This window comes from Streptomyces marispadix, assembly GCF_022524345.1.
Taxonomy (GTDB): domain Bacteria; phylum Actinomycetota; class Actinomycetes; order Streptomycetales; family Streptomycetaceae; genus Streptomyces; species Streptomyces marispadix.
In genome coordinates, this window is the sequence record NZ_JAKWJU010000002.1 from 6,470,028 (window position 1) to 6,482,350 (window position 12,323).

Consider the following 12,323-nt stretch of genomic DNA (forward strand, 5'->3'; position numbering starts at 1 on the left):
CCCGATGAGCTACGAGCCGACGCCGCAGGACAAGTTCAGCTTCGGTCTGTGGACGGTGGGCTGGCTGGGACGCGACCCCTTCGGCGAAGCGACCCGCACCCCGCTCGACCCGGTCGAGGCGGTCCACCGGCTGGCCGGACTCGGCGCCTGGGGCATCACCTTCCACGACGACGACCTCATCCCCTACGGCACGGCGCACTCCGAACGGGCCGCCCACATCGCCCGGTTCCGTAAGGCCCTTGACGGCACCGGCATGGTCGTGCCCATGGCGACGACCAACCTCTTCTCCCATCCGGTCTTCAAGGACGGCGCCTTCACCGCCAACGACCGCGACGTGCGCCGCTACGCCCTGCGCAAGACCATGCGCAACATCGACCTCGCCGCCGAGCTGGGCGCCCGTACCTATGTGGCCTGGGGAGGGCGCGAAGGTGCGGAGTCGGGCGCGGCCAAGGACGTACGCGCCGCGCTGGACCGTATGAAGGAGGCGTTCGACCTCCTCGCCGAATACGTCACCGAGCAGGGCTACGACATGCGCTTCGCCATCGAGCCCAAGCCGAACGAGCCCCGAGGCGACATCCTGCTGCCCACCGTCGGGCACGCCCTCGCCTTCATCGACCGCCTGGAGCGGCCCGAGCTCTTCGGCGTCAACCCCGAGGTGGGCCACGAGCAGATGGCGGGCCTGAACTACCCGCACGGCATCGCCCAGGCCATGTGGTCGGGCAAGCTCATCCACCTCGACCTCAACGGCCAGTCCGGCATCAAGTACGACCAGGACCTGCGCTTCGGCGCCGGCGATCTGCGTGCCGCTTTCTGGACGGTGGACCTGCTGGAGAGCGGCGGCTACGAAGGGCCCCGGCACTTCGACTTCAAGCCGCCCCGCACCGAGGACTACGACGGAGTGTGGGCGTCGGCAGCGGGCTGCATGCGCAACTATCTGATCCTGCGCGAGCGCGCCGCCGCCTTCCGCGCCGATCCCGAGGTGCGGGAGGCGCTGCGCGAGTCGCGGCTCGACCAACTCGCCCTGCCCACGCTGGAGTCGGGCGAGACCCCGGCTCGACTGCTCGCGGACCGCTCCGCGTTCGAGGACTTCGACGCGGACGCGGCGGCACAGCGCGGCATGGCCTTCGAACGTCTCGACCAGCTCGCCATGGACCACCTGCTGGGGGCCTGAGCCGCCCGCCAGGGGCACGGACCCATGCCGCCCGTGGCACCGTCCCCGGGCGGGAAACCCGCACCGGGCGCGGACGCCGCAGGCCGCTCAGCGCCGTGCGGCGTCCGCCGGCACGGAATCGGGCAGGCCGAACGTACGGAAGAGTTCCGTGCCGAAGAAGGCGCCGACATGTGCCACGTGCCCGTCCTCGACGGTGAGCACATGAAGCTGGAACGGCTTGTAGTCGCCGCCCTCGTGCCTGCTGTAGAGCGCGAACGCGGGCTGGCCGTTGGCGGCGGTGGGCAGCATCAGCCCCTCGCCGGGGCCTATAGGGCACTGCGCGCCGATGAGCCGCGCTATGGCCTCGCGACCGCGGAACCACTCCGGGAACGGAGGCATCTCCCACACCGCGTCCTCCTTGAAGAGCTGCACGATCGCCGTGACGTCGGAGTTCTCGAACGCCTTGGCGTAGCGGTCGAGAAGCTCGCGCTGCGCGGGATCGGTCGGCTCGGACAGTTCCTCCTCGGTGAGCGCCGCCTGCTGAAGCTGCGCGCGAGCGCGCTGCAACGCGCTGTTGACCCCGGCCGTCGAAGTGCCCAGCAGCTCAGCGACCTCCGCGGCTCGCCACTTCAGAACCTCGCGCAGCAGCAGTACGGCCCGCTGTCTGGGCGGCAGATGCTGAAGAGCGGCCACCAGCGCGAGCCGCATGCTGGACCGGGAGACGACGACGGCGGCCGGATCCGAGGGCTGTTCACCGCGGAACATCGCATCGGGAACCGGCTCCAGCCAAGGCACTTCGGGAGCCTCCACGACGGGACGCTCGGGGTCGTCGCTCGGAGCGCCGATGCCCGAGGGCATGGGCCGGCGCCCACGGCTCTCGATCGCGGTCAGGCACGCGTTGGTCGCGATCCTGTAGAGCCATGTACGCAGCGACGAACGCCCCTCGAAGCGTTCAGCCGCGCGCCATGCCCGCAGGTATGTGTCCTGCACCAGGTCTTCCGCGTCGTGCACCGAGCCCATCATCCGGTAGCAGTGCGCGAGCAGTTCACGTCGGTACGGCTGCGCCCGGTCCAGCAGGTCTTCGCGGGAGAGCGGGGCTTCGGCGGACGCGGTGAGGGAGTCGCCGAGGGTGCTGTCTGTCATGATCGGTGGCCTTTCGCCTTTCGACGCCGCGGTGCGGGCGGTGAATCCGGCGCATTAGTATCGCAACTGCGTGCGAATACTGGGTGCCGTTCCGGGAGATGTCTCGGTTCATACTGCTATTGATACGGACATTCTCCGCCGATGAGGCGCCGGACCGGAATGGTCCGGGTGGTAAAGAAGAGCCACCCATCCGTCCTTGGGGCGCCCGGTGCTGTTGTCGTATGCGGGGGAGGGGCGGCGAGCCGACGGGAGACGCGAGGGCGGGACGCCTGCGGCTGCGCGCGGCGGGCGCGGCGCGGCGCCCGGGGCTGCGGCGGGGCCTGTGGGTCGCGTTCGGGGTCAGCCGCGCACGGTCAACTGGCAGATTTCAGATGACAGTTATCGAAAATTGTCAGCCGTCAGCCGTCAGCCGTCAGCCGTCAGCCGTCAGCCGTCAGCCGTCAGCCGTCAGCCGTCACCCGTGCTCTGTCAGTCGTCCGTCGTCAGCCGTCGTCCCCGCCGCGACGCCGCTTGCGTGCCCTGCGGCGACCCTTGCTGAAGAACCAGCCCGCCGGGGGAGCGTCCGCACGCCATGGCTGGGGCTCGGGCGGACTCTGGCGCCAGCGCTCGCGGAGCATGCGCGTACGCGCCGCGGGCTCCTTCACCTCGGCGCCCCGGATGAAGTCCTCGTCGAAGTGGAGATCCTCGGCCCAGTCTTCGTTCCGTTCGGCGTTCTTCCCCGCCTGCTCCGCCTTCTTCTGTTCCGGTTCCTTCTCTTCCCCGCGCCCGCTGCGGCTCCCAGGCTCGGTGCCCATGCGCCACGCCTCCGTCCGCTTTGTCCATCTCGTCGGGATCTGGTATTGGAACGTGCCGACGGCCCCGAGTGTTCCTTACGACCGTCTGCCGGTGCGCCTTTCACGGAATGCGGACGCGAATGTGCGAAGCCGCGGACCGGAATGTCGCGCTCGATGCCATTGCTCCGCCGCCCACGGCGTCACTGAGCAGGCAGTGATCTACGCAAAGTGACAGTGATGCAGATCACATTGACCGTCGGGCTTTCCTGGCGGTTCAGTGGCCCACTGACTTACTCCGCAGAGAATTCCGTGGCAGAGCCTTTGAATGAAACTCGTTTCGAGGAATTGCCCAGGGAAATGAAGGAACTTGCAATGGGCACGCGACCGTCGAAAGTAACTGAGAGTGTAGAAGACGAGCGGTCCGGGCATGCGCCTGCCGACGGCCCCGCGGAACAGGACTCGCTGAGAGCCGGTCTCAAGAACCGCCATCTGTCGATGATCGCCATCGGCGGCATCATCGGCGCCGGTCTCTTCGTAGGCTCCGGCGCGGGCATCGCCAAGGCAGGGCCCGGGATCATCGTCTCCTATGTGATCGCGGGGCTCCTCGTCGTCCTCGTGATGCGGATGCTCGGCGAGATGGCGGCGGCCGACCCCTCATCGGGCTCCTTCTCCACCTACGCCGACCGGGCCCTCGGCCGCTGGGCCGGTTTCACCATCGGATGGCTCTACTGGTGGTTCTGGGTGGTCGTGCTCGCCGTGGAGGCCACCGCCGCGGCCACGATCCTCACCGGCTGGCTGCCCGCCGTACCGCAGTGGACATGGGCGCTGATCGTGATGGTGCTGCTGACCGCCACCAATCTCGCCTCGGTGGGTTCCTACGGGGAGTTCGAGTTCTGGTTCGCCGGAATCAAGGTCGTGGCGATCACCGCCTTCATCCTGCTCGCCGGTCTCGCCGTCTTCGGCGTGCTGCCCGGTTCCGAGGCATCGGGAGCGTCGAACCTCACGGCACACGGGGGCTTCCTGCCCCACGGGCCCGGGGCGATCCTCTCCGGCATGCTGCTCGTCGTCTTCTCCTTCATGGGCAGCGAGATCGTGACACTGGCCGCGGGCGAGTCGCCGCAGCCGGAGAAGATGGTGCGCCGCGCGACGAACAGCGTGATCTGGCGCATCGGCACCTTCTACCTCGGCTCGATCGGCCTCGCGGTCATGCTGGTGCCGTGGAACTCCAAGGACGTGGTGGACAAGGGCCCCTACGTCGCGACCCTCGACCAGATGGGCATCCCCCACGCCGGGACGATCATGGACGTGATCGTGGTGACCGCCGTGCTCTCCTGCCTCAACTCCGGTCTCTACACCGCCTCCCGCATGGCCTTCTCGCTCGGCCGCCGCGGGGACGCCCCCAAGACCTTCGCCCAGGTCAACAAGCGCGGTGTACCGGCCACGGCGATCTGGGCCTCCGTGGCCTTCGGGTTCGTGGCCGTGATCTTCAACTACACCTCGCCCGACACAGTCTTCCAGTTCCTGCTGAACTCCTCTGGCGCGGTGGCGCTCTTCGTGTGGATCGTCATCTGCTTCTCGCAGCTTCGGATGCGGCGGATCATCGAACGGGACATGCCGGAGCGTCACACCGTGCGGATGTGGTTCTTCCCGTATCTGACGTACGCGACGATCGCCCTGATGCTCTTCGTGATCGGCTACATGTTCTACGACGACGAAGGGCGTGAGCAGATGCTGATGTCCGTGGCGGTGGGCGCCGTCGTGCTCGTCCTCGGGATACTGCTCCAGCGCAGGAACGCCGCCAAGTCGGCGGGGACGGACAAGGGCGCCGAGTCGCCGCCCGCAGCGCGGAGTTGACGACCTTGCGCAAGCTCTGACGGACTTACGCAAGCCCTGCGGGCGGCGGCGCACCGGACCATACGGCGCGCCGCCGCCCGTACGTAACTGCTCAGCGGCGGAAGCGGCCGGGCAGTCGCAGGCGCAACCCGCGCACGCGCACGCGCATGCGCCTGTGCGTACGCAGCGGAGCGGTGAGGACCAGCAGGCCCAGCAGCACCAGGCCGGTGCCCGTCCACGCCCATGCGCCGAGGCGTTCGCCGACCACGGCGACGCCGAGTGCGGCGGCGACGACCGGCTCGAACAGCGTCAGCGTGGTCGCCGTACCCGCCGGGACACGCGCAAGCCCCGCACCGAAGAGCACATACGCCACGTACATCGGCACCACCGCGAGGTACGCGGCGACCAGCAGCCCGCGAGGAGCGCTCAGCAGCGGGCCGCCGGTGACGGCCAGCACGGGGAGCAGCACGAGCGCGCCCAGCCCGAACATGCTGCCCATCGCCGCCCGGGAGGAGTGCCCCGCGCGGATGATCTGAGCGCCGTAGCAGGTGAAGACGGAGTATGAGGCTCCGGCGAGCAGCGCCAGGGCGACGCCGCCCGGCACGTCGTGACCGGCCCGCGCACCGTCCCCGGCGGTCAGCGTCAGCAGCGCGCACCCCGCGGCGGCCGACAAGGTCGCGGCGAGCCAGCGCGGCGTCAGCCGCGTGCCCGACAGCAGCCGCTCCAGCAGGGCCGCGAACACGGGGGAGCAGCCGATGGTGACGACCGTGCCGGCGGCCACTCCCGCGCGGTCCATCGACGAGTAGAACGCCAGGGGATACACGGCGACGGCCGCACCGCCCAGCAGTGCCCACCCGCGCGCGGGGCGCCCGCCGCCGAGCACACGGAGCGCCGGGCGCCCCGCGAGCAGGAACGTGAGCAGGCCGCCCACGCCCATGGTGGCGGCGCCGGTCGACAGCGGTGACGCCGCGGCCGGGGCGAAGCTCGCGGACGTGCCGGTGGTGCCCCACAGGGCGGCCGCGGCGAGCACGAGCAGGGAACCGGCGCCGCTGCGCCGTGGGTTGTGTGTCTTCTCGGGGGCCGAACCCGGCCGCGGGGCAGGGGAGTCGGGATGCGGCCCGGCGGCCCGCGCGTGCGCGTGCGGGTGCGACGGCGAGCTGGCGGAGCGGGCAGATGAACTGGAGCCGGGAGATGAGCCGGCTCCGGCGGAGGAGCCGGAACTGGCAGGCGAGGATGACATGCGGTTTGCGTCCTGATCCGTTGAAGGCCGGTGTCGGTCGTTCGGAAAGGGCGCAGCCGCGAGGCCGGCAGGAGGCAGGAAGACCCGAAGAACTCTTGAACGGCGCCGCGTCCCTCGCGGTGCCGTATCGGGGTGCCTGGGCGGCCCGCGAAGCGTCAGCGGGCCCGGCCCGGTGTGCCGGGAAGGCAGGCGGTCTCGTGACGGCGCTGCCGTCGTGCCGTCCGCCTGCGGATCAGTGCGCCCTCAGTGGGACGCCGGGGGCGGTGTGACCGCGTGCCAGTAGATCCTGTCCATGCCCCGGAGCGTAGCCGAAGCACTGGGCGCGGCGGCACCGGGGGGCTTGAACGCACTCCCGGCGCACGGTCGCAGCGGGCGCGTGTACGGGCCGTGTCCTGGCCGTAGATGGGCAACAGGCGCCGGAATCGGCACACGGGACACAGCACAGCGCCACCGCCCCCCGTGCTGGGCAGTGGCGCTGTGCTGTCGCAGCCGGCTCACGGCGGTGTGGCCGGCACGTGGCGGCGGGGCTTCCAGGCCGCCGCCGTGGACGAAGGCCGGGGCTCAGCGGGTCAAGACCCCGGGTGGTCGCCGTCGACGCGGGAACACGTCAGCTCCGCCCACACGGCATGGCCGCCGCAGGGCCCGCCGTCGAGGCTGCGCCTGATGCCCCAGTCGTCGGCAAGGACGCTCACCAGCAGCAGCCCGCGTCCGCTCTCCCCGTCCGCGTCGACCGGATGACCGGGGTGGGGACGCTGCGGGTTCGGGCCTCCGCCCTGGTCGGTCACCTCAAGGCACAACCGCAGGCCCATCAGCCACAGTTCACAGCTCACCTTCTCGCTCGCCGTGTGCCGTACGGCGTTGGTGAACAGCTCCGACACCAGCAACTGGGCGTCTTCGCATGCCTGTTGATCGACTCGCCACTCGTGGAGGCGGTCGAGAACTCGCCGTCTCGCCTGCCCGACCGAGGTGTCGAGTGCAGGCAGACGGAACGCGTCCCGGAGCGGGCGTACCGACACAGCAGGGGGCCGATCTTCTAAGGAGAGGGCGTCATGGGGGGAAGCCACGCCACCACTATGGGGTTGTGCGGTCACACCTGGCAAGGATCAGTCTGCAAATTACAGAATCGTTCGAGTCAGACTGTCCTCCCACATGACGTCCATGCCAAACTGCTTGCCCGTGCCAGCAGTTGGAGGAGAGCGATAGTGGTGGACTCGCGGTCGGGCGGTGGCGCACCCACCGTCCTGCGAGTGGTCCTGGGCAGGCGTCTTCAGCATCTGCGGGAGAAGTGCGGCCTGTCGTACGAAGAGGCGGGACAAGCCCTCGACGTCACCCACGCCACGGTCCGGCGTATGGAGAAGGCCGAAGTCGGGCTGAAGGTGCTGTACGTCGAAAAGCTGCTGCACACCTACGGGGTGACGGACCAGTCGGAGGTCGAGCAGTTCATCGCCCTGGTACGCCAGGCCAACCAGCCCGGCTGGTGGCACCGTTACCGCGACGTCCTGCCCGAGTGGTTCAGCGCCTTCGTCAGCCTGGAGAGCGAGTCGCACGTCATCCGCGCCTACGAACCGCACTACGTGCCGGGGCTGTTGCAGACCGAGGAGTACGCACGAGCGGTGCTGCGTGCGGGCATGCCGCACGTACCCGAGGAGGAGATCCGACGCCAGGTCGCGCTGCGAAGAGAACGTCAGGCGATTCTGGAGCGCGAGGAACCGCCCATGCTGTGGGTGGTGATGGACGAGACGGTGCTGCGCCGCTCGCTCGGCGGCCCCGAGGTGATGCGCGAGCAGATCGACGCCCTCATCGAGTCCGCACGGCACCCCCAAGTCAGGCTCCAGATCATGCCGTTCAGTGTCGGGCCGCACCCGGCGATGTACGGCCCCTTCCACCTCTTCCGGTTCCCCATCGACGAACTGCCGGACGTCGCCTGCGCGGAGAGCCTGGTCGGCGCCGTCTACTTCGACCAGCGTGACGACGTCACGACGTTCCTGGAGGCGCTGGACCGGATGTGTGCTCAGGCCGCGCCCGTGTCGCGGACGGAGACGATCCTCAGTGCGATGCGCAAGGAGATCTGAACCATGGGTCCTATCTACAACGGCATGCCCGCCAAACACCTCGGCACCGAGGGCTGGCACAAGCCCTGGAGCGGCGGCAACGGCGGGAGCTGCGTAGAAGCACTGAAGCTCGACGACGGGCGGGTGGCCCTGCGCCAGTCCACGGACCCCGAGGGTCCCGCTCTCATCTACACCCCCCACGAGATCAGGAAGTTCATCCAGGGTGTGCAAGCCGGCGATGCCGACTTCCTCCTCGCCTGAACTGCCACAAGAGACAGATGGAGGACGACGTGTCGGACACGGGCTTCAGCCCCGACCAGATCGACACCATCACGCCGAATCCCGCCCGGATGTACGACTACTTCCTGGGCGGCCGGGACAACTACGCGGTCGACAGAGAGGCCGCCGAACGAGTCCTGGGGCACGCCCCCTTCATCCGTCCCACCGCGCAGGGCAACCGGGGCTTCCACTGCCGCGCGGTCCGCACAGTGGCCGAGCGCGGCATACGCCAGATCATCGACCTCGGCACCGGCATCCCGTCCTCGCCCAACACCCATGAGGCGGCCAGGCTCGTGTCGCCCGAGTCCCGCGTGGTCTACGTCGACAACGACCCGATCGTGGCGACATACGCCGGGGCGAAGCTCACGAACTCCGGTAACGCGGGCTTCGTACGGGCCGATCTGCGCGATGCCGAGGCGATACTCGACCATCCGACGACGAAGGGCCTCATCGACTTCGACGAGCCGGTAGCCCTGCTGTTCGTCGCCGTGCTCCACTTCTTCCCCGACGACGAGGACCCTCATCGGATCGTGTCGGCGTTCACCAGCCGCCTGCCGGAGGGCAGTTGCCTGGTCCTGTCCCACATCACGGCGGACTTCGACGACGGGACCGCGCTGAAGCAGGCGGCGGAGGTCTACAGGAGCACGACCGCGCAGCTCGTCATGCGCAGCCACGACGAGGTCATGTCCTTCTTCGACGGCTTCGAGATGCTCGAACCGGGCCTGGTCAAACCGCCGTTGTGGCGGCCCGACGGCCCTGTGCCGAACGAGGCGGAACTGGCCGACCATCACGGCTACGCGGGCGTCGGCGTCAAGCGCCCGGTCGAGCACTGAGGAGCGGAGACTCAGCGGCGCGGGACTGAGGGGCGGAGACCGAGGCGCGTAACGGCTGGGCGCGCCGGGCCTTCGGCCTCCTGCCCGATGACGCTTGAAGCAACTCCCGGGCGGTGGGCGGCGTTTGAGTACGCCGTCACCGCCCGCTCGCGGTTGCGCCGGGTAGCCGTGGCGCAGGCGCGACGGCGCGCTCGAACCGGACGCGCACCGTCCCGGGCGTCATCCGGAGCGCCGCGCACCTTCGCGGTGGTCGCAGTGGCCGCAGTGGCCCGGCATCGCGCTTCCGCCGCAGCCTACGCGCGTAAATCCCCAACTCCGGCCGCGTGTAGGGATCTTGTCCGGGTGGAAACTACCTTCCGGTACCACGCACTGACCGGACTGTGAGCCGTCGGGCCCGTAGCACGAAGTCCCGATCCTGGACCGAATCTTCGTCAATCTTCTTGCCGCGTGACGCAGTTCACGAATGCGGCCGCTTTTTTTGACATGAACACTTCCAGTCCGAGCCGGTGACTGGTACCTGTGTACATGACAAAAGCACCCTCCATGTCGACCCCCCACCATGAGAGGTTCCATGAAGCTACGCAGATGGATGACCGTGGCTGCGGCCGTGGCGTCCTTCCTGGGCGTGACCGTCTTCACCATGCCGGCGTCCGCCTTCGGGCAGGAGGCGGCCACCGGATACGTCGCACTCGGCGACTCCTACTCCTCCGGTCTCGGAGCAGGCGACTACGGCGACAGCGGTGACTGCAAGCGGAGTTCGAAGGCGTACTCCCAGCAGTGGGCCGCGGCCAACTCGCCCTCCTCGTTCGACTTCACGGCATGCTCCGGCGCCGTCACCGACGATGTGCTCGCCGACCAGATGGGTCCGCTCAGCGACTCGACCGGCCTGGTGAGCATCAGCATCGGAGGAAACGACGCCGGCTTCGCCGACACCATGCAGGCATGCGTGCTGCAAGGTGAGAGCGTCTGCCTGGAGAAGATCGAGGAGGCGAAGAGCTACGTCACGGGCACCCTGCCCGGCAAGCTCGACTCCGTCTACAACGCCATCAGCGAGAAGGCCCCCGCCGCCAAGGTCGTGGTGATGGGCTACCCCCACATCTACAAGCTGAACGGCGAATGCTCGGTGGGCATCAGTGAGGAGTCGCGGGCGGCGATCAACTCCGCCTCCGACGTACTCAACGACACGATCGCCAAGCGCGCGGCCGACCACGGCTTCTCGTTCGGCGACGTGCGCGACACCTTCACCGGGCACGAGATCTGCTCCGGCGACTCGTGGCTGCACAGCGTCACCGTCCCGGTCGGGGAGTCCTACCACCCGACCGAGGCCGGCCAGACCAGCGGCTATCTGCCCGTGATGGAGCAGAACGCGTGACGGTCACCCGTAAGGGCGGCTCGTAACGCCTGGCACAGCGCCACAGCACGACCGCCTCCGCGCGGGGCCGAAGCGTCGGACGACGCCGGTGGTCCCGCGCGGAGACGTCTCCCCGGCCGCGGCGGGAGGGCTCAGCCCATCCCGTCCCGGCCGGGTTCGTCCTCTCCCGCCGTCACCGCCAGGGCGGCCGCCGGATCCTGCTCGGGACCCCCCGCGGGTTGCCAACTGCCCTCGGTGTCACGGCGGTACGGCCACCAGCGGCCGTCACGTCCAAAGCGCAACTGAGCCGAACCGTCCGCTGAGCACCAGCGGTTGGCCTCCAAGCGCGGTTCCGTCACGGCCGCCGATTGCGCTTCCGTCGCCTCGGCGCCCGTATCCGGGTCCGTGCCCGGGTCCCTCCCGGCGTCCGTACGCCCTCCCGTCAGCGCGGAGGCGAGCATGCGGCGCATCCGAACTGCCGTCTCCGGGCCGGGAGTCCACGGTTCCTCCCATACGGACAACGCCTCCGCGCCGCCCGTCTCCCAGGCCCGTACGGCCGACGACAGGTCCTCGGGAGAGAGGCGGCATCCGGTCGCGAGCCGTACCGTCACACGTTCACCGGGCGCCTGGGCGGCCAGGCGTACGGCGTCCTGCCGTGGCGTCAGCTCCTTGGCCTCGGCTCGGTGCCGGCGTACGAGGGCGATGATGCCCTCTGAAGCATGCGGTGTGCTCGTCGGGCGGTGTCCGCTACGAGGAACTCCAGTGCCGCCAGGTCCAGTTCGGTCGGGGAGGACTGTGCGCCGCCGTTCAGCGAGAGCGGCGCACCCGGCTCTGGAACGGGCTCGGAGGGGGCCCCGGTGACCTCCGGCAGCGGAGGCCGAAGCGGACGCGTGGCGAAGACCTCGTCGGCCCGAACCGACGCCGTGCGCCGGGGAGTGGAAGCCCCCTTCCCGGCGCCGGGGTCAGCGGCCTCCTCAGCCGGCGTCCGTGCTGTGCTCGCCTCGGTGGGGCGCGCGTCCTCGGCACCCGGGAGGGGCGTGGCTGCCGCAGTGCCGTTCCGCGGGCCGCCGCCCCGCAGACCCAGCGCGTCGAGAAACAGCTCCTCGGTACGTCCCCGCAACAGCAGCAGCACGAACGGGTCTTCGTCCAGCAGCCGCGCCGTCTGGTAGCACAGCGCGGCAGCGTGCAGACAGTGGTCCCAGGCGCCGCAGTCGCATGTTGCGTCCAAGTCCCCGATCCCCGGGAGGAGTTCGACTCCCGCGCTCTCCGCGTCCTCCACAAGCCGTGGCGGCAGTTCCCGGTCGAGCAGCGCCGCGACATGTCCCGCCTCGCGCCCAGCGACCTCCAGCAGGCGCTCCCACTCGGCGCCGGTGAACTCCCGCAGCAGTACGTCGGCGCGCTGCGGCGCACCGTCCCGTCCGCGCACCACGGCGGTGATCCTCCCGGGGCGCACCGAGACCGCCCCCACGGCACCCTGTCGCGCGAACCGCCGCCCCAGCCGGAGCTGTTGGGAATCGAGCGCCGTGTCCTCCAGCGCCTTCAGCCACCGAGTGCCCCACCACGTACGGGCGAAGCCACGCCCGCGAGCGGGAGGCAGCGCGGCGAACACCCGCTCCACGCCGCCGACTTCGCGCTCCCCGTTCAACTCCCCGCTCCCGTCTCCATGTCCG

The 12,323-nt window shown here is 69.7% G+C and carries 11 protein-coding genes and 1 pseudogene; 6 read left to right on the forward strand and 6 right to left on the reverse strand.

All coding sequences use genetic code 11. From position 1 onward, the window contains the following. Positions 1-4 precede the first annotated feature (4 nt). Positions 5-1,171: a xylose isomerase gene (gene xylA, locus MMA15_RS26915; protein WP_241062760.1), complete on the forward strand. Its 1,167-nt coding sequence runs from the start codon at positions 5-7 to the stop codon at positions 1,169-1,171. An 87-nt stretch (positions 1,172-1,258) separates the two neighbouring features. Here xylA and MMA15_RS26920 read toward each other — a convergent pair whose 3' ends face one another. Continuing rightward, complete coding sequence (locus tag MMA15_RS26920) at positions 1,259-2,293, reverse strand: sigma-70 family RNA polymerase sigma factor (protein ID WP_241062761.1); 1,035 nt, start codon at positions 2,291-2,293, stop codon at positions 1,259-1,261. A gap of 482 nt (positions 2,294-2,775) precedes the next feature. Continuing rightward, entirely contained in the window at positions 2,776-3,087 is a 312-nt protein-coding gene (locus tag MMA15_RS26925) for an SGM_3592 family protein (protein WP_241062762.1), read from the reverse strand. 351 nt (positions 3,088-3,438) lie between these two features. Between MMA15_RS26925 and MMA15_RS26930 the strand changes: the two genes are divergently transcribed. Continuing rightward, entirely contained in the window at positions 3,439-4,920 is a 1,482-nt protein-coding gene (locus MMA15_RS26930; RefSeq protein ID WP_241062763.1) for an amino acid permease, read from the forward strand. Positions 4,921-5,011: 91 nt separating this feature from the next. Here MMA15_RS26930 and MMA15_RS26935 read toward each other — a convergent pair whose 3' ends face one another. Together MMA15_RS26935 and MMA15_RS26940 are read right to left on the reverse strand one after the other, a co-directional pair. Further along, on the reverse strand, positions 5,012-6,139 hold the full coding sequence (locus MMA15_RS26935) for a DMT family transporter (protein ID WP_241062764.1): 1,128 nt from the start codon (positions 6,137-6,139) through the stop codon (positions 5,012-5,014). A gap of 569 nt (positions 6,140-6,708) precedes the next feature. Further along, positions 6,709-7,203 carry an ATP-binding protein gene (locus MMA15_RS26940; protein ID WP_241062765.1) on the reverse strand — a complete coding sequence of 165 codons (495 nt, stop codon included), beginning with the start codon at positions 7,201-7,203 and terminating at the stop codon, positions 6,709-6,711. Between the two features lie 138 nt (positions 7,204-7,341). On the opposite strand from MMA15_RS26940, the gene MMA15_RS26945 reads away from it, so the two are divergent. The 4 genes from MMA15_RS26945 to MMA15_RS26960 all read left to right on the forward strand — a co-directional run bounded on the left by MMA15_RS26945 (position 7,342) and on the right by MMA15_RS26960 (position 10,674). Then, positions 7,342-8,211 carry a Sco1979 family transcriptional regulator gene (locus tag MMA15_RS26945; RefSeq protein ID WP_241062766.1) on the forward strand — a complete coding sequence of 290 codons (870 nt, stop codon included), beginning with the start codon at positions 7,342-7,344 and terminating at the stop codon, positions 8,209-8,211. A gap of 3 nt (positions 8,212-8,214) precedes the next feature. Further along, the gene (locus MMA15_RS26950; RefSeq protein WP_241062767.1) at positions 8,215-8,451 is read left to right on the forward strand and encodes a DUF397 domain-containing protein; all 237 of its coding nucleotides are present in this window, start codon (positions 8,215-8,217) and stop codon (positions 8,449-8,451) included. 17 nt (positions 8,452-8,468) lie between these two features. Continuing rightward, positions 8,469-9,302 carry an SAM-dependent methyltransferase gene (locus tag MMA15_RS26955; RefSeq protein WP_241062768.1) on the forward strand — a complete coding sequence of 278 codons (834 nt, stop codon included), beginning with the start codon at positions 8,469-8,471 and terminating at the stop codon, positions 9,300-9,302. A 571-nt stretch (positions 9,303-9,873) separates the two neighbouring features. Continuing rightward, the gene (locus MMA15_RS26960; protein WP_277400598.1) at positions 9,874-10,674 is read left to right on the forward strand and encodes an SGNH/GDSL hydrolase family protein; all 801 of its coding nucleotides are present in this window, start codon (positions 9,874-9,876) and stop codon (positions 10,672-10,674) included. 131 nt (positions 10,675-10,805) lie between these two features. Here the strand turns inward: MMA15_RS26960 and MMA15_RS28365 are convergent, their stop codons facing one another. Then, positions 10,806-11,264 carry a hypothetical protein gene (locus tag MMA15_RS28365; protein WP_241062769.1) on the reverse strand — a complete coding sequence of 153 codons (459 nt, stop codon included), beginning with the start codon at positions 11,262-11,264 and terminating at the stop codon, positions 10,806-10,808. Between the two features lie 3 nt (positions 11,265-11,267). Beyond that, positions 11,268-12,298: pseudogene (locus tag MMA15_RS28105) on the reverse strand (SWIM zinc finger family protein); the annotation flags it as partial. Between the last annotated feature and the right edge of the window lie 25 nt (positions 12,299-12,323).